This is a genomic window from Sphingorhabdus sp. (assembly GCF_040079335.1).
Classification (GTDB): domain Bacteria; phylum Pseudomonadota; class Alphaproteobacteria; order Sphingomonadales; family Sphingomonadaceae; genus Sphingorhabdus_B.
On the sequence record NZ_JBEBKL010000005.1, the window covers coordinates 73,036 to 89,946 of the forward strand.

Genomic DNA, 16,911 nt, shown 5'->3' on the forward strand with positions numbered 1-16,911 from the left:
ACCCTGTTAACCATCAGAGCTTTCCAAAAGGTAACCATGCCCGAAGCCCAAACGGAAACGATAAGGCGATCCATCCCTTCATATGCGCGAGAAGGATTCTGGATCGCACCCGACAATTGGCGGATTCGGCGCGTCGATTGGCCCGCAGTAAACTGCATTGGCGGCGTCGAAACCGAAACGCGCGGATCGATGCTTTTTCTGCCGGGTCGGGGCGATCATTATGAGAAATATCTCGAAATGCTTGACCATTTTGCCCGTTTGGGCTGGCACGTAACCGCAATTGATTGGCGCGGGCAGGGTGGATCAGGGCGATTGCTGCCGGATTCGCATATCGGGCATATCGATGATTTCTCCACCTGGATTGCTGATTTGAAGGACTTTTGGGGCAAGTGGAAGCTGCATTCCCCCGGGCCTCATGTCGTGGTCGCGCACAGTATGGGCGGTCATTTGGCGATGCGTGCTTTGTGCGAAAAGGCGATAGATCCGGCAGCTGTCGCCTTGTCGGCGCCCATGCTCGGAATCCAAACAATGGGCCTGCCCTATGCGGTGCACCATGCCGTAGCTAAGCTGATGCGCGCACTGGGCGATCCCAACCGGGTGGCGTGGAAAGAGGGAGAAAAGCCGGGCTCGCCTCTTAATGTACGTTCGAAAATCCTGACTCATGATTCCCAACGCTATGCAGACGAGCTGTATTGGTGGGAGAAACGCCCCGACGTGCGATTAGGGCCGCCAAGCTGGCACTGGGTCGAAAGGGCGATTGCCTCGACCAGGCAGCTGACTGCGCCAGATGTTCTGGAGGGAGTGACATTACCGGTGCTGTTGATGGCAACCACTGCAGACCGGCTGGTTGATACCAAGCGCGTGATCCAGGATGCCAAAAGACTTCCAAACAGTGAGCTTGTGCTGTTTGGAAACGAAGCCGCGCACGAACTTTTGCGCGAAACAGATGCTGTGCGCGACAAATGCCTGTCGGCTATCAGCACTTTTTTTGATCGTCACGCGCCAAAATTATGAGCCAGTTTGACGTTGCCATCATTGGAGCCGGAATGGCCGGCGCCAGCCTTGCAGCCGAAATTGCGGCCGAAAAATCAGTCTTGCTTATCGAGGCGGAGGAGTTTCCCGGCTACCATTCGACCGGCCGTTCCGCCGCCTTCTGGAGCGAGACCTATGGCGGTCCTGCAATCCAGCCGCTGACGACGGCCTCCCAAGCATTTCTGGCCACTCCGCCAACGGATTTTTCTGACCGCGGCTTTTTAAGTCCGCGTGGTGCGCTGCATATCGGTACGGTTGAGAACCAGGCCGCCGCCGAAGAGCTGCAGACCAATTTTGCGGCAAGCTCTGTGGCACTGGAACGACTGCCAAAAAAGGCAATCGATGAGTATCTTTCGGGACGCAGAGACGGTTGGGACATCGCAATGTGGGAACCGGACTGCTGCGATATTGATGTTGCTGCTTTGCATCAGGCCTATCTCTCTTCGGCTCGTCGACTTGGCTGCGAGATTGTGTGCAGGGCTCCAGTCCGAGCGCTAAATTTCACCGGTGGCTATTGGAAGATCGAAACGGCTGCTGGGGGTTTTGTAGCGCAGATGGTGGTCAACGCGGCCGGTGCATGGGCCGATGAAATAGCTCAACTGGCCCAAATACGAAAACTCGATATTCAACCCTTTCGGCGCACGATGATACAAATTGAGGTTGCTCCGTCGGCTCCTGCGGAATTGCCGCTCGTGGTCGGGCTTGATGGCAGCTTTTATTTTAAACCCGATGCGGGTGGGCGGCTATGGCTTAGTCCGCATGACGAAATAGCGACTCCCCCCTGCGATGCTGCGCCCGAAGAGCTTGAGGTTGCGATAGCGCTCGATCGGTTCGAGCAAGTGGTTGACTGGAACGTCGTGCGTATCGAACGCAAATGGGCAGGCCTGCGCAGCTTCGCACCGGACAGAAAGCCGGTTATCGGACGCGACTCGCAAAATGAGCAGTTTTTCTGGCTTGCAGGCCAGGGCGGGTTTGGCATCCAGACCGCTCCCGCGGTTGCTCAACTTGCCGCAGCTTTGCTGTTACAGCGCGAACTGCCTTTCGAAATTGTTCCGGCTCTCTATTCTACTGACCGTTTCCGCTAAATTTACATGCATTTGCCTTGCGCCAGATTGCCAACTTGATAGTTTGACCACTTAAGGCTGAGCGATAAGGAGGAACCATGGCCCATTATTTTGAAATCAAGCAAAACAAGGCGGGCGAGTATGTCGCCTATTTCAAATATAACAGCGAAACGATTTTCTGGACCGAAGGCTATAAGAGCAAGGCTTCAGCCAAAAACGCCATCGAGTCGATCCAAAAGAACGGGCCCGGCGCAGAAACCCGCGAAGGCTGAATTTTGTCACCGCGTTCCGGCTGAGGCGGCGGCATCGCTGGCCAGCCGGTCCGCGCGTTCATTCTCGATATGGCCATTATGGCCTTTGACCCACACCCATTCGACCTGATGACGTGCGACGGCTTCGATCAGATCGTGCCATAGGTCGGCGTTGCGCACAGGCTGTTTCGAGGCGTTTTTCCAGCCATTGCGCTTCCAGCCCTCCACCCATTTGGTAATGCCGCCGAGCACATATTTACTGTCAGTATGCAGAATGACGGCGCACGGTTCTATCAGCAGATTGAGCGCGTTGATGGCTGCGGTCATTTCCATGCGGTTGTTGGTCGTATCGGGATCGCTGCCTGATATTTCCTTTTCATGCTTGCCGTAACGGATAACCGCCCCCCAGCCTCCGGGCCCGGGATTACCCTTACAAGAACCATCAGTGAAGATTTCGACTTTCTTCATTACACCGCCCCGAACAATGCACTGCTTTCGGCATTTCTGTAAAAATTCAGCCGATAATAAAAGGCCAGCGGGTCTTTGCGTGTCACCATGGCGTCGGCGGGCGTGTTGATCCAGTCGTACAGCCGTGTGAGCAGAAAGCGAAGCGAGGCTCCGCGGGCGAGGGCAGGGAACGCCTGCTTTTCATCGCCGGTGAGCTGGACGACCTCACAATAGCCATCGAGAAGCGCGCGGCCAATGTCGGCGAGGTAGTTCTGCCCGTCGGCGGTAAAGCTCCATGCAGCATGCGTCACCGCCAGATCATAGGCCCGGAAATCGGTACAAGCGAAATAGAAATCGATCAGCCCGCCGACCTGATCGCCCCGAATCAAGACATTATCGGGGAACAAATCGGTATGGACCGCACATTGAGGTAAATTCGGCGGCCAGTTTTCAGACAACCAGTCGCATTCCCGCGCGATTTCACCAGCAAATCCGGCCTGCAAAGCATTTGCGGCGGTTTGGTCACACTGGTCAAACAGTGCTTTCCAGCTGCTCTGCCCAAGCGGGTTGGGCTTCAATTCGCGAAAATCCGCCACTGCCATATGCATTTTGGCAAGTGCTTTACCGACGGCTGCTGCCTGTGTTGGCGTTGGCTCAGATACCGATATGCCGGGGAGGAATTCGATCAGGCAGGCCTCTTTGCCTCTCACATCTTGCAGCCATCGGCCGTCCCGATCGTCTATAAAACGCGGCACTGGACAGCCAGCCGCATGCAAATGCGCCAGCAGATTATGGAAGTAAGGCAAGTCCGCCGGGTCGACGCGGCTTTCGTAGAGCGTCAGAATGAAGCGCGCACGGTCGGTTTCCAGCAGGTAGTTGCTGTTTTCCACTCCCTCGGCGATGCCTTTCAGCGATACGAGCTTTCCCACATCATAGCGTGCCAGCAATTGCGCTGCTGCCTCGGCGCTGACTTGCGTATAGACCGCCATCAGGCCGCGTCAGCAGCCGTTGCAAGTTCGCGGGGAAGCTTGAAAGTGATGCTCTCCTCGGCTGTCACAACCTGATTTTCGCGGACATCATATTGTTCGGAAATGCGGGCGATGAATTGCCGGACCAGCACTTCGGGTGCCGAAGCACCTGCCGTGATGCCCAAGGTCGTTACGCCGTCCAACCAGGCGAAATCGATTTCTTCTGCCCGCTGGACGAGACGCGCCGGAGTGCCCGCTCTTTCCGCAACCTCAACCAGCCGGAGCGAGTTGGAGCTATTTGGAGCGCCAATGACCAGAACCAGATCGCACTGATTGGCAATTGCCTTGACCGCTGCCTGCCGGTTGGATGTTGCGTAACAAATATCCTCGCCTTTCGGCCCGACAATCGCCGGAAAACGCCGTTGCAGGATGGCTACAATCTCCGCCGTATCATCAACCGACAGCGTCGTTTGCGTCAGAAATGCGAGATTTGCGGGATCCGAAACTTGTAATTTTTCCGCATCTTCCTCGGTTTCAACCAAAGTCATCGCACCATCAGCCACCTGGCCAAATGTTCCGACCACTTCGGGATGGCCTTTATGGCCGATAAAGAGAATATGGCGGCCTGCCTCGACCTGACGCTCCGCCTGACGATGCACTTTCGAAACAAGCGGACAGGTGGCGTCGAAATAGGCGAGGCCACGGTTCTGGGCGTCTGCTGGCACCGATTTCGGAACGCCATGCGCTGAAAACACCACATGCGCATTGGCAGGCACTTCATCGAGTTCATCGACAAAGATCGCGCCCTTGGCCTTCAAGCTGTCGACGACGAATTTGTTGTGCACGATCTCATGCCGCACATAGATCGGCGCGCCGTGGCGTTCTAGCGCCTGTTCGACGATCTGGATGGCGCGGTCCACACCTGCGCAAAAGCCGCGCGGGGCAGCAAGCAGGATGTCGAGACGGGGGCGGAGTTCGGTTTGTTCAGTCATGCGCAATGTCATTTAGGTAATCCGGAGCCAATGGCCAAGGCCTTTCCCTTGTTGCACTGTATTGTGCTCGCCGATAAAGACGCATCAAACGGCTAGCAAGCCATAGCCCCAAGAGGATTTCACCCTGATGAGAATTACCGCAATTTCCGCTTCCCTTCTGGCGCTGGCTTTGGCTGGTTGTGCGGGCGACGGGGAGTTGGACGTCTCATCGGGCGTCGGTGTTACTGCAACACGCACAGGTTGCCCGACGGTTGCTGTGGCAGACGGCACCGGCGATATTACGCTGTTCGCGCAAGGTGCTCCCCAGACATCGGATTCGGTTGACGTCGTGGCGTCGATCACCAAGGTTCGCCCGTCGTGCAACAGCGGCGGAGACAAAATCTATTCGGTCGCCGATTTTGAAGTTCAGGCCCGGCGAAGTGATGCACGCGGCGCGCGTTCGGTGACGCTGCCTTATTTTTCCACAGTTGTGCAGGGTGGAACCGCCGTTGTTGCAAAGCGGATCGGGCAAGTGACGCTGAACTTTGCCGATGGCCAATATCGGGCATCGGGCACAGGTAAGGGTGCCGCCTATATCGATCCCGCTTCGGCAGCATTGCCGCCTGAAATTGTTCAAAAACTGACCAAGAAGCGCAAGCCCGGCGACGCTGATGCGGCATTGGATCCGATGGCCGATCCCGAAGTGCGTGCGGCTATCCAGCGCTCCAGTTTCGAACTTCTCCTCGGCTTTCAGCTGACCGAAGACCAGCTCCGATATAATGTGACCCGATAAGGGCGGACCCGAAAGGGGCCGCTTGGCCCCCTTTTTCTTTTCCGTGGCATGGACTAGGGGGCTGCAAGATTTGCGCAGCCGCATCCCTATAATCAGGAAAAGAACCCAGTGACCCTCTTCGTCCAATTTGCCGCCCATCTGAACAGCGCGCTTGATGCGCTGGAAACTGCTGGCGTCCTGCCGGGCGGTCTCGACCGCAAGGCTGTGACGGTCGAACCGCCACGTGACGCGTCGCATGGCGATTTGGCCACCAACGCCGCGATGGTTTTGGCAAAGCCCGCAGGCACCAATCCGCGCGCTTTGGCCGATGCGATTGCTACCGAGCTTGCAAAGGTGGCGGGCGTGACGGGCGTAGAGATTGCCGGTCCCGGCTTTCTCAACCTGAAACTCGATGCATCGATCTGGCTTGGCGAACTGCGGGCCATCGCAGCGCAAGGCGATGATTATGGCCGCTCCAGCCTTGGCAGCGGTAAGACCGTCAATGTTGAATATGTTTCGGCCAACCCCACCGGCCCAATGCATATGGGCCATTGCCGTGGGGCTGTGGTCGGCGATGCGCTGGCCAATTTGCTGCAATTTGCAGGCTATAAGGTGACGCGCGAATATTATGTCAACGATGCAGGCGGGCAGGTCGATGTGCTCGCTCGCTCGGCGCATTTGCGCTACCGCGAGGCGCTGGGTGAGAATATCGGTGACATCCCCGAAGGGCTGTATCCCGGCGATTATCTGGTTCCGGTCGGGCAGAAACTTGCTGCCGAACATGGCGACAAATTCGTCGATGCGCCAGAGTCTGAATGGCTGGTTCCTTTCAGGCAATTCACGGTTGCGATGATGATGGAGATGATCCGTTCGGACCTCGCTTTGCTTGGCATTCACCACGATATCTTCGCCTCCGAAGCCGAAGTGCAACGCGCGAAGAAGCCCGAGGCGGCTGAAGCCTTTCTGCGCGAACGTGGGCTGGTCTATGATGGCGAACTCGAACCGCCCAAGGGTGAGCCCGATCCCGATTGGGAGCCGGTGACGCTACCCTTGTTCAAATCGACCCAGTTTGGCGACGATCAGGATCGCCCGATCCGCAAATCGGATGGCAGCTGGACCTATTTCGGGGCCGACATGGCTTATCACTTCCAGAAGGCACAGGACGCCGACTGGCTGATCGACATCTGGGGTGCCGACCATGCCGGTACGGTGAAGCGCATTAAAGCAGCAGTCATCGCGCTGACCGAAGGCAAGGTCGAATTCGACGTGAAGCTGGTGCAGATGGTGCGCCTGCTACGCGGCGGGGAGCCGATCAAAATGTCAAAGCGGGCGGGCAATTTTGTAACGCTCGCCGATGTCGTGCGCGAAGTGGGCAAGGATGTTGTCCGCTTCACGATGCTGACGCGAAAGGCCGATGCGCAGATGGATTTTGACTTTGCCAAGGTGGTCGAGGCGTCGAAGGACAATCCAGTATTTTACGTGCAATATGCGCATGCCCGTATCTGCTCTACACTGCGTAAGGCAGAGGCGGAGGAGGGCTTTAAGCCCGGAGCCGAGCATCTCGATTTGCTCGGCTCCGAAGAACTGGCACTGATCCGTGAATGCGCCAATCTACCGCGTATCGTTGAGGCAGCCGCCAAAGCTGGCGAACCGCACCGTATCGCCTTCTTCCTTGGTGATCTGGCCGCAGCCTTCCACGCCTATTGGAACCTCGGTAACGACCAGCCGGACAAGCGCTTCATATTGGCACAATCCCCAGAATTGAGCAGTGCAAGGCTTTTCTTGGCAGATAAAGTCGGGCAGGTTATTCGAAACGGGCTGCGATTGATGGGTGTTAAAGCCGCAACGCAGATGTAACCCGGTATAGGTGACCAGAGGGAATATAAGCGATGACCGATAGCGATCGCGACGAAGATTTGGGCCTTGACGATCCCGATCGTCTGCCCTGGCTCGAAACCGCCGACGGCTATGAATATGAAGAAAGCGCATCGCCGCTGAAAGTCGCCGGGCTCGTTTTGGCCGGGTTGGCGCTTCTTGCGGCAATTGTTGGCGGCATCTACTGGCTTCAGCGCAACCAGTCGGGCGGCGCTTCGGGCAATGGTGAGCTGATTGCGGCGCAGGAAGGCGACTATAAAGTCGCCCCCGCTGACCGCGAAGGCAAGAAATTTGAGGGCGAAGGCGATTCTGCGTTCGCCGCGAGTGAGGGCAAGAAGGTCGAAGTCTCGATCGATCCTGCCAAGGCCAAGGCAGCCGCACAAGCGCCGCAACAAGCTCCGGGCGCAACACCGGTTAAGTCTGGTCCCGCTCCCGCAGGCTCCGGTTTCGTCCAGCTCGGCGCATTCAGCGACTCCGCCAAGGCCGATCAGGCCTGGGCTGCGATGGGCAAACGCTTTGGTTTCCTGTCAGGGCTGAACCGCCGCATCGCTGAAGGTGCTGCCGAAGGCGGACGCAAGGTTTATCGACTGCAGGCAGTCGCTGCCAATCCGGCGGCGGCCCAGCAATTATGCGCCAAGCTGAAAGCTGCGGGCGAGAATTGCATGGTGGTCAAATAATCGCCGAAAGGCGGATTTGCCTTCATTGGGGGATGAAGGCATATTCGGCCGTGGAGCGGGGCATCGCTCCACGGCCCATTTTTTGCCTGTTTTGCACAGGATTCACCTCTGAGGCTAGGCGACGCGCTTGTCAGTGAAGCCAAGCTGACCTAGCCTTTTCCGCGAGACCATTTCGGAGTTCGGTCCAGTCATGAAACCAGTCATATTCGGGCTGTCCGGCGAAGAACTGACCAGCGATGAGCGCGCGCTGTTCGCTGAAGTAAATCCGGTGGGATACACTTTTTTCCGGCGCAATATCCGTGATCGAGAACAGGTGCGTGCGCTTACGGATTCATTGCGTTCGCTGCACGGCCGTGACGACGTACTGATTTTTGTCGATCAGGAAGGTGGACGGGTGATGCGGATGCAGCCGCCGGTGTGGCCAGATTTCCCGCCCGGCTCCGCCTTTGATGCGCTGTACGACATATCGGCCATGACCGCGATCGAGGCCGCACGGGTCAATGCCGAAGCGCTGGGATTGGTGCTGAACGAGGTTGGCATCACGGTCAATTACTTGCCTGTCCTCGATGTGCGCGTGCCCAATACGACGCCCGCAATTGGTGACCGGGCGATGGGATCTGACCCGATGCGTGTTGCAGCCTTAGGTCGGGCCGTGCTCGATGGCTTGCACAAAGGCGGCGTGGCAGGCGTGATCAAGCATATGCCAGGGCATGGTCGCGCCGTGGTCGACAGCCATTTTGAGCTACCGCATGTCCATGCAACACGCGAAGAACTCGAACAGGATATCGCGCCGTTTCGCGCGCTCAATAGCGCGACGATGGGGATGACGGCGCATCTGGTTTATGACGCTTGGGATAGCGAGCGATGTGCCACCATGTCGCCAACGGTGATTGAGGAGATCATCCGAGGCGAGATCGGCTTTGACGGCCTGCTGATGAGCGATGATCTTGAAATGAAGGCGCTGAAAGGCGACGTGCCAACGCATGCGGTGGATTGTATCGCTGCGGGATGCGATGTTGCGCTCAATTGCTGGGGTCGGTTTGATGAGATGGTGGCCATCGCAAACAGGTTGCCGGATATTTCCGAAGAAGCTCTGCGCAGAGTGAAGGCAGCGAAGTCGGCACTTCCTTCGGTTTCGTTCGACCAACATCGGCTCGATCATGTGCTTGCGAAGCGCGACGAATTGCTCGGGCTGGCTGCGCATCTCGCGGACTCAAAGGCGACCCATGCAGAAACGGGTGCATCATGGGCCTAGACGACGACCTTGATTTCGATGCGGTCGAAACCGCACCGCTCGAGGTCGCCGACGACAGCGAACGTCTGACCATCGACATCGATGGCTGGGAAGGGCCGCTCGATCTATTGCTCACGCTCGCGCGGACGCAAAAAGTCGATTTGCGGCAGATTTCGATCCTCCAGCTGGTCGAGCAATATCTGGGCTTTATCGAGAATGCCCGTGCCTTGAAGCTGGAACTTGCGGCTGACTATCTGGTGATGGCGGCCTGGCTGGCGTATCTCAAATCGGCGTTGCTCCTTCCGAAGGACCCCGAGATAGACCCGTCGCCTGAAGAACTGGCGTTGCGGCTCCAATTGCGGCTTGAACGGCTCAATGCGATGCGCGAAAGCGGGGCGCGTCTGATGGCGCGCGACCGGATCGGGCGCGATATTTTCCTGCGTGGTGCACCCGAAGGCTTGCGCGTGGTGCGCACCACCGCGTGGGACTGTGATTTCTTCGAACTACTGTCGGCTTACGGCCAGGTGCAAGCGCGCAACGCGCCTGTGATGCATGTGGTCAAACGCCGTGCTGTGATGACATTGGAAGAAGCGCTGGAGCGGGTTTCGGCGATGCTTGGCCATGCGCTCGATTGGACGCAACTGGAGGTATTTCTTCCACCAGATGCTAGTCCGGCGCTGCGGCGCTCGGCTTTGGCGTCCAGCTTCCTTGCCATGCTCGAATTGGCGAAGCAGGGTAGGGTGGAATTGCAGCAGGAAACAAGTTTTGCACCGTTGATGGTGAAACGGAGCGCGGGGGCAGGGATATGATGATTGAGCATGATCCGGCGGTGCGAGCAGTCGAAGCCACGCTTTTTGCATCCGATGCCCCGATGTCGGTTGAACAGATCCGCGCCTATGTGGGCGAAGAAGTGGACGTGGCCGATGCGCTGACGAAACTGGAGGAGCATTATCAGGGGCGTGGCATAGAGCTCGTCAAGCGCGGTAAGACCTGGCACTTCCAGACTGCGGCTGATCTCGCACATCTGCTGCGCCGCGAGCGTGAGGAAAGCCGAAAGTTGAGCAGGGCTGCAGTCGAGACGCTGGCGATTATCGCCTATCACGAACCTGTAAGCCGCGCCGAGATTGAGGCGATCCGCGGCGTGCAGATTTCAAAGGGAACGCTCGACGTGTTAATGGAGGCAGGATGGGTGCGCCCTGCCGGTCGGCGCGAGGTACCGGGGCGGCCTTTGATTTACGCGACGACCGGAGAGTTTTTGACGCATTTCGGGCTTGCTACGCGTCGCGATTTGCCCGGGCTTGCCGATCTGAAAGCGGCAGGCTTGCTCGATCCAGTCGATCTTGCGCTGGAGGGATTGCAGGGGCTTTCGGCGATCGAAAGCGGCGATCTGCCCGAAGGAGGCGACGTCGAACTGGAAATTGGTGACGAAAGCGCCTAAATCCTTTCAGCAACATAGCTGCTATCGGCGCAGCGATTGGGGGAAACCCCGCACGAGGAGTTTGGAAAATGGGTAGTTTCAGCATCTGGCATTGGCTGGTCGTCGGCATCATCATCCTGCTGCTGTTCGGCAAGGGCCGCTTTTCGGACATGATGGGCGATGTCGCCAAGGGCATCAAAAGTTTCAAAAAAGGCATGGCCGAAGACGATGATGCCAAGCCTGCGCCGCGTATCGACGCTGCGCAGGGGGATACGGTCGACGCCGAGAAACAGGCCGACAAGACCATCTGACCCCCTGATTTCGGGCTGAACCCGCATGTTTGATATCGCATCTGGCGAATTGCTTTTGGTCGCTCTGGTCGCACTGCTGGTGATCGGACCAAAGGATTTGCCACGTGTGCTGCGCTATGTCGGGCAATGGGTCGGCAAGGCGCGGCGGATGGCATCGCATTTCCGCAGCGGCATCGACGAAATGGTGCGCCAGTCAGAACTCGATGATTTGGAAAAGAAATGGGCGGCCGAAAATGAGCGCATCATGCGCGAGCATCCGCCGGTCAGAGAATATGATTCGCTGCCTCCTCCCGACGTTGAAGCGAAACCTGCCGAGCCTGCGGCACCCAAGGCCGAGGCGCAGCAGTGAAGGATATCGACGAAAGCAAGATGCCGCTGCTCGATCATTTGATCGAACTACGCAACCGCTTGCTGTGGTGCGTGCTGGCCCTCGCGATTTCGTTCGGCGTCTGCTTTTACTTCGCTGAACCGATTTACGGTTGGCTGGTGCAGCCGCTCAAAAATGTCGGGCAGGACAAGCTGGTCTATATCGACATTTTTGAAGCCTTTTTCGTGCAGGTGAAGGTTGGCCTGTTCGCGGCGATGATGGTCAGCTTTCCGGTATTGGCGACGCAGATCTGGCGCTTTGTTGCACCCGGGCTCTACAAAAACGAGAAGAAGGCATTCCTGCCGTTTTTGATGATGACGCCGATCTTGTTCGGTCTCGGTGCGAGCTTGGCCTATTTTGGCGCGATGCCGGTTGCGCTCAAATTCCTCCTCGGATTTGAAGGCGAGGTCGGCGGCATTACACAGGAAGCGCTGCCTGGCGTGGGCAACTATCTCAGCTTTGCCACCACCTTTATTTTCGGCTTTGGCGTGGCTTTTCAGTTGCCGGTTTTGCTGATGCTGCTTGAGCGCGCAGGGATCGTAACGCGCGACCAGCTAAAAGCTGGTCGGCGCTATGCCATTGTTGGCGCGTTTGCCGTTGCAGCTGTGTTGACACCGCCTGACGTTGTTTCACAGTTGCTCTTGGCAGTGCCGCTCTGCCTGCTCTACGAACTGGCGCTTGTCGCAATTTGGTTCACCCAGCGCCGCCGAGAAAAATCGGAAGCTGAGGTAGAACAGGGAGTTGAGGCGGCTTAGAGCCGCTTAGATTGCGCGATCGCCCGCTTCGCCGACCGACTCGATATCCTCGCCGAGGCCTTTTACCGTGTTGCAGGCTGACAAAAGCAATGTTGCTGCAATCAACGATGTTGCGATCAGTTTGCGCATAAATATTTCCTCAAAAGTGGCGTTCAGCCGACATTGGAAAGTCTAAGCTGAACGTCCGATGAGTCAAACCGCAATCAGAAGCTGAATCGTGCCGTTAGACGGAAGTCCCGCCCACCCAAAGGCACATAATCCTTTGTGAAGGACGCGGCACGTCGAGCCGTGACGTCGAACAGATTGTTAGCCGACGCAATCAGCGCGATGTTGCGGTCGCGTCCGAAAGGCCGCCAGCTTGCGGAGGCATTGGCCAGCGTGAAGCCGGACGTTACAGTTTCGAACGCAGCATTGCGTCGCTGGTCGGCGGACCATTCAATTTCGCCGCGCAAATCCAGATTCCCGCTTTGCAGTTCCAACCCGCCCAGCAGGCGGAGCGGCGGGATGCGGGGCACAGGGCCGCCACCGTTAGAGATCGACGCATGGGTGTAATCGGCAACGCCATCGACTACGATATCGAAACCGCCGATTTGGCCCAGCCGCGCGGACATATCGGCTTCAAAGCCCCAGAAGCGGGCATCGCTCTGGAAATATTGGAAGACGGGTAGGTCATCCTGCTCCGCTCCGGTCGCATCTTCATAGATGAAGCCATCGAACCAGTTCGAATAGACTGTCAGCGTGGCATCGACATTGGTGCTGTCATAGCGCGCATAGATTTCGGCATTCCACGCCTTTTCGCTGCGAAGCGTCGGATCGCCAATTTCATAGGCTTGCGTCGCAACATGGGGGCCGTCCGAGAACAGTTCCTCAACTGAAGGCGCGCGACCGGTGCGAGAAGCGTTGATCCCGACTTTCAGGTCGCCAAACAGATAGGCGGCCCCGAATGCGGCGGACATGGTGTTAAAGTTGCGCTTTATGCCAAGTGTCTGTGCTTCCTGACTGACCCGGTCATAACGCAGCGCGGCTTCGAGATGCACGCCGCCCAGATCGAATTCCTGCAGCGTGAACAGGCCCAATTGGCGCGTACGATTAGGCGGAACAAAGGCCTCTGCGCCGATCGCCTCGAAATCGCGTGACATATATTGAATGCCGCTCGCACCGCGCCAGCCATTGCGGTTCGCTTGCGCCGCTTCGGCGCGCCCTTCAAAGCCCTGGCTTTTGAAAATGGTGCCGACGTCTGCGCCTTCGAATTCGGTGTGCTGGTAATCGGCATAGCCCGCGCGGAAGGTCAGTTTTTCTAGGAAGCCATCGCCGGTTTCAACTTCACCGCGCAGATCGGCGCGGTACTGGCGCAGGCCGATAGTCACGGCTGCCTCATCGCCTTCGGCCATCGAAACTTGCTCGCCGGTGCTGACGACTTCCTTATGGTGGTGACCAACGCCGGGGCGACCCGGGATGCCATATTTGGTGTCGTAGATGCTGAACGAAACGCCAAGATTTCCGCCCTCATCGATAAACGCGGTGCCAAGGCCTGCCGTCCAGGTTTCGACAGCGCTGTTGGGGACGCGCCCGCGATTGGCAGCTGCAGCGCGCAGCTCTTCGGCTATATCGAGGTGGCCGTCGCTTTCCTCTTCGTCAGCCAGATCGAGGACTTCAGCGCGCAAGTCGGGTGATAGCTGGAAGCCGCCTATGCGCAGGTCATCGCTCTTGCGATAGCTGCCGTCGGCGTGGATCACGAAACGATCAGCAAGCGGAACATCGATTGACGCGCCGCCCGACCATTCGTTTGCTGCGCTGCCATAACCGGCAAGCGCATCGACATGCACAGCCTCTTCCGGCACTGCACGGGGTATGCGTTTGTCGATGGCATTGACCGCACCGCCAACGGCTTGCCCTCCGAACAGAAGGACAGCGGGGCCGCGCAGCACCTCGATCCGCTCGGTCGTCAGCGATTCGATTGTGACGGCATGGTCGGCAGATGTGTTCGAAGCGTCGATATTGCCAATACCATCGGTAAGCACTGCTACACGATTGCCCTGAAAGCCGCGCAAGACCGGGCGCGATGATCCGGGTGTGAAGCTTGTCGCCGACACACCGGGGAGCGACAGGAGCGTATCACCAATCTGCCCGCGGGATTGCTGCGCCAAATCTTCGCCCGAGATCGCAGACGTGCCGGCGAGCAAATCGAGTCGCTCGAAGTAGGGAGCAGTGACGACAATTTCACCAGTGCGGTGAAAATCGTCGTCGTTAGCATCTGTATCCGATTTTTCCTGCGCAAAAGACGGAGAGGAGATCAGCATGCATGCAAGTATCGAAGCAGCCGCGTTTTGACGGAGAAGCGATTTCATATCATTCCCTATGGCCTTGTTTGCGGCCTGCTAGATCAAATGATATAGTATAACAATACTCATTCGGGCGGTTTCGACAAATAGCGTTTGAACTGCGACGAACTGCTTCCTTTCTGCAAAGCCCAGCTTTCAAAGGCGCAAGCCGCCATCGCTTGCGTCTTGTTGCATCCGAAACTACCTGTGGTTCCATGAAAACTATGCCATCGACATTGGACCTTATCGGCAACACCCCGCTCGTCCTGCTCAAGGGGCCAAGCGCGGAAACCGGCTGCGAGATTTACGGCAAATGCGAATTTGCCAATCCGGGTGCCTCGGTAAAAGATCGCGCCGCGCTATTCATCGTGCGCGATGCAGAAGAGCAGGGGATATTGAAACCGGGCGGAACGATCGTCGAAGGCACCGCTGGTAATACCGGCATCGGCTTGGCACTGGTCGGCAATGCGCTCGGATACAAAACGATCATCGTCATGCCCGAAACGCAGAGCCAGGAAAAAAAGGATACGCTCCGCGCGCTCGGAGCCCAGCTGGTGCTAGTGCCTGCAGCACCTTTTTCCAATCCCGGCCATTTCGTGCACACTTCACGCCGCATTGCAGAGGAAACCGATAATGCGATCTGGGCCAACCAGTTCGACAATATCGCCAACCGCCGCGCGCATATCGAAACGACGGCTGAGGAGATCTGGGAACAGATGGACAGTCGGGTCGATGGCTTTACCTGTGCGGCCGGCACTGGCGGCACGATTGCGGGGGTTGGGCTCGGCCTCAAAGCCAAGAACGAAAATGTCACGATCGCGCTCAGCGATCCGCATGGCGCGGCACTCTATAATTATTATGCCCACGGCGAATTGCGGGCCGAGGGTAATTCGGTGGCTGAAGGCATCGGGCAGGGGCGCATCACCGCCAATCTTGATGGTGCACCCATCGACACCCAGTTCCGCATTTCGGACGAAGAAGGCCTCGTCTGGGTTCGCCGCCTTTTGGCTGAAGAAGGGCTGTGCCTGGGCCTCTCTTCCGGCATCAATGTCGCCGGGGCAATAGAATTGGCCAAGCAGCTCGGACCGGGGCACCGGATCGCCACGATCCTGTGCGACACCGGCTTCCGCTACCTTTCGACACTCTACAATCCCGAATGGATGCGGGCCAAGGGATTGCCGCCGATGCCGTGGCAACTGGACAAAGCCGATTGATTGGGCTTTAATCGCCAGATGGCACGTCCGGCACAATCCGCTGTTCAGCGCATTCAGGTAGGCCTTTTGGGTTTGCTGACCGTTTTGCTGTTCGTTTCGATTGCAAATATGATCCTCGATCGCGCCGATGATGGCCTGAATACAGCGCCTGCGTCGACTGCTACTGGTCAACAAGCAGAGCCGCAGCCCAAGGATGAGCCGCTGGCTGAACTGGGAGTGACGCCGTCGGTCGGTACGGAAACAGAGCCCAAGACCAATCAGACTGTCACGAATTAAATCGATGATTGCGCGCAACCGTCGCCTTTGGGCGTTGCTGCTGTTTGCCCTGCTTTCGGGGGTGGTGGGCTTATGGGTATGGCAAGGGCGCCAAACAACAGACAGTAAGAACGAACCGCTGGTGCTTATGTCCAGTATCGATCTGCGATGGGGCGAGGCGGAGTTCGGTGCGCTTGCAAAAGGGGAAGCCGAGCCCGATGCGCTTTATCAGCGCCTATCGGAAACACATAAAATCAGCGCTGTGGACAATGTGGCCCAGTTGCAGGCTTCACGCGCCAAGGTTGCCTTGCTGGTGCAGCCGCGGCCTTTCTCGCCCGAGGAACTTGTCCGGCTCGATCAATGGGTGCGTGCGGGCGGCCGCCTGCTTTTTTTCGCCGACCCCGCCCTGCAATGGCCAAGCGACTTGCCGATCGGCGATCCGGCCCGGCCGCTCTTCACCTCGATGCATTCGCCGCTATTCGCCCATTGGGGGATCGAGCTGGTGCTCCCGATGGAGGCGGAAACCGAGTCCGCCGAGTCCGATGTCCAAATCGGGACGCATGGCGTGCAGGTTATATCTGCGGGACAATGGCAGTCGCTGGCAACCAGCGATCGGGTCTGCCGGATTGGCAAAACGCCGTTGATTGCCGAGTGCCGACCGGGAAAGGGGCAGGTGATCCTCGTTGCTGACGCGGATCTGCTGCATGTCAGCCTTTGGCAATCCGCGCTTCCCGGCACCGACAATTCGGAAAATATCGCATGGGTGGAACGGCTTTTGACGCGACTCGAACAGGGTCAACGGGCTGTGGGACAGCGTGGGGAAATCCTAGATTAAATCTGGAGCTGAAGATGCGGGATGTAAAAAATACGTTCAAAAACAATGGCATGATGTTCTGTGCCAATGGTGAGAGGATAGGCTTTGTTTTGGCATGCGCGAGCTGCGGAAAAGAAAAATAAACAATAAATACAATTAGATAACG

19 protein-coding genes and 1 pseudogene are annotated in these 16,911 nt (G+C 57.6%); 15 read left to right on the top strand and 5 right to left on the bottom strand.

Annotated features, from left to right (window positions below; all coding sequences use genetic code 11):
- Positions 1-36 precede the first annotated feature (36 nt).
- The 3 genes from ABL922_RS03105 to ABL922_RS03115 all read left to right on the top strand — a co-directional run bounded on the left by ABL922_RS03105 (position 37) and on the right by ABL922_RS03115 (position 2,368).
- Complete coding sequence (locus ABL922_RS03105) at positions 37-1,014, top strand: alpha/beta hydrolase (protein WP_349022743.1); 978 nt, start codon at positions 37-39, stop codon at positions 1,012-1,014.
- On the top strand, positions 1,011-2,117 hold the full coding sequence (locus tag ABL922_RS03110; protein ID WP_349022744.1) for an FAD-dependent oxidoreductase: 1,107 nt from the start codon (positions 1,011-1,013) through the stop codon (positions 2,115-2,117). Before ABL922_RS03105 ends, ABL922_RS03110 begins: the two co-directional genes overlap by 4 nt.
- 77 nt (positions 2,118-2,194) lie before the next feature.
- Positions 2,195-2,368, top strand: a complete 174-nt coding sequence (locus ABL922_RS03115; RefSeq protein ID WP_298602498.1) for a DUF1508 domain-containing protein — start codon at positions 2,195-2,197, stop codon at positions 2,366-2,368.
- Positions 2,369-2,374: 6 nt separating this feature from the next.
- Here the strand turns inward: ABL922_RS03115 and rnhA are convergent, their stop codons facing one another.
- The 3 genes from rnhA to ispH are packed head-to-tail and all read right to left on the bottom strand — an operon-like array spanning position 2,375 to position 4,754.
- Positions 2,375-2,815 carry a ribonuclease HI gene (rnhA, locus tag ABL922_RS03120; RefSeq protein ID WP_349022745.1) on the bottom strand — a complete coding sequence of 147 codons (441 nt, stop codon included), beginning with the start codon at positions 2,813-2,815 and terminating at the stop codon, positions 2,375-2,377.
- The gene (thrB, locus tag ABL922_RS03125; RefSeq protein ID WP_349022746.1) at positions 2,815-3,783 is read right to left on the bottom strand and encodes a homoserine kinase; all 969 of its coding nucleotides are present in this window, start codon (positions 3,781-3,783) and stop codon (positions 2,815-2,817) included. The genes rnhA and thrB overlap by 1 nt, the downstream gene beginning before the upstream one ends.
- Positions 3,783-4,754 carry a 4-hydroxy-3-methylbut-2-enyl diphosphate reductase gene (gene ispH / locus ABL922_RS03130; RefSeq protein WP_349022747.1) on the bottom strand — a complete coding sequence of 324 codons (972 nt, stop codon included), beginning with the start codon at positions 4,752-4,754 and terminating at the stop codon, positions 3,783-3,785. Before ispH ends, thrB begins: the two co-directional genes overlap by 1 nt.
- 127 nt (positions 4,755-4,881) lie before the next feature.
- Between ispH and ABL922_RS03135 the strand changes: the two genes are divergently transcribed.
- From ABL922_RS03135 to tatC, 9 genes and pseudogenes are all read left to right on the top strand, one after another.
- Positions 4,882-5,526 carry a hypothetical protein gene (locus ABL922_RS03135; RefSeq protein ID WP_349022748.1) on the top strand — a complete coding sequence of 215 codons (645 nt, stop codon included), beginning with the start codon at positions 4,882-4,884 and terminating at the stop codon, positions 5,524-5,526.
- A gap of 108 nt (positions 5,527-5,634) precedes the next feature.
- Positions 5,635-7,362, top strand: a complete 1,728-nt coding sequence (argS, locus tag ABL922_RS03140; RefSeq protein WP_349022749.1) for an arginine--tRNA ligase — start codon at positions 5,635-5,637, stop codon at positions 7,360-7,362.
- Positions 7,363-7,394: 32 nt separating this feature from the next.
- Positions 7,395-8,057, top strand: a complete 663-nt coding sequence (locus ABL922_RS03145) for an SPOR domain-containing protein (protein ID WP_349022750.1) — start codon at positions 7,395-7,397, stop codon at positions 8,055-8,057.
- A gap of 190 nt (positions 8,058-8,247) precedes the next feature.
- Positions 8,248-9,312, top strand: coding sequence for a beta-N-acetylhexosaminidase (gene nagZ / locus ABL922_RS03150; protein WP_349022751.1), 1,065 nt, complete (start codon positions 8,248-8,250; stop codon positions 9,310-9,312).
- Positions 9,303-10,100, top strand: coding sequence for a ScpA family protein (locus ABL922_RS03155; protein ID WP_349022752.1), 798 nt, complete (start codon positions 9,303-9,305; stop codon positions 10,098-10,100). Before nagZ ends, ABL922_RS03155 begins: the two co-directional genes overlap by 10 nt.
- Complete coding sequence (gene scpB, locus ABL922_RS03160) at positions 10,097-10,729, top strand: SMC-Scp complex subunit ScpB (RefSeq protein WP_349022753.1); 633 nt, start codon at positions 10,097-10,099, stop codon at positions 10,727-10,729. The genes ABL922_RS03155 and scpB overlap by 4 nt, the downstream gene beginning before the upstream one ends.
- 68 nt (positions 10,730-10,797) lie before the next feature.
- A pseudogene (locus ABL922_RS03165) lies at positions 10,798-10,989 on the top strand (twin-arginine translocase TatA/TatE family subunit); the annotation flags it as partial.
- 55 nt (positions 10,990-11,044) lie between these two features.
- Positions 11,045-11,368 carry a Sec-independent protein translocase protein TatB gene (gene tatB, locus ABL922_RS03170; protein WP_349022754.1) on the top strand — a complete coding sequence of 108 codons (324 nt, stop codon included), beginning with the start codon at positions 11,045-11,047 and terminating at the stop codon, positions 11,366-11,368.
- The gene (gene tatC / locus ABL922_RS03175; RefSeq protein ID WP_349022755.1) at positions 11,365-12,141 is read left to right on the top strand and encodes a twin-arginine translocase subunit TatC; all 777 of its coding nucleotides are present in this window, start codon (positions 11,365-11,367) and stop codon (positions 12,139-12,141) included. Before tatB ends, tatC begins: the two co-directional genes overlap by 4 nt.
- A gap of 6 nt (positions 12,142-12,147) precedes the next feature.
- Here tatC and ABL922_RS03180 read toward each other — a convergent pair whose 3' ends face one another.
- A complete protein-coding gene (locus ABL922_RS03180; protein ID WP_115548067.1) occupies positions 12,148-12,270 on the bottom strand; it encodes an entericidin A/B family lipoprotein in 123 nt (40 codons plus the stop codon).
- 74 nt (positions 12,271-12,344) lie between these two features.
- The gene (locus tag ABL922_RS03185; protein ID WP_349022756.1) at positions 12,345-14,489 is read right to left on the bottom strand and encodes a TonB-dependent receptor; all 2,145 of its coding nucleotides are present in this window, start codon (positions 14,487-14,489) and stop codon (positions 12,345-12,347) included.
- A 188-nt stretch (positions 14,490-14,677) separates the two neighbouring features.
- Here ABL922_RS03185 and ABL922_RS03190 point away from each other — a divergent pair, with 188 nt between their 5' ends.
- The 3 genes from ABL922_RS03190 to ABL922_RS03200 are packed head-to-tail and all read left to right on the top strand — an operon-like array spanning position 14,678 to position 16,766.
- On the top strand, positions 14,678-15,676 hold the full coding sequence (locus tag ABL922_RS03190) for a cysteine synthase A (protein WP_349022757.1): 999 nt from the start codon (positions 14,678-14,680) through the stop codon (positions 15,674-15,676).
- Positions 15,677-15,694: 18 nt separating this feature from the next.
- Entirely contained in the window at positions 15,695-15,952 is a 258-nt protein-coding gene (locus ABL922_RS03195) for a hypothetical protein (RefSeq protein WP_349022758.1), read from the top strand.
- 4 nt (positions 15,953-15,956) lie between these two features.
- The gene (locus tag ABL922_RS03200; protein WP_349022759.1) at positions 15,957-16,766 is read left to right on the top strand and encodes a DUF4350 domain-containing protein; all 810 of its coding nucleotides are present in this window, start codon (positions 15,957-15,959) and stop codon (positions 16,764-16,766) included.
- The last annotated feature ends 145 nt before the right edge of the window (positions 16,767-16,911 follow it).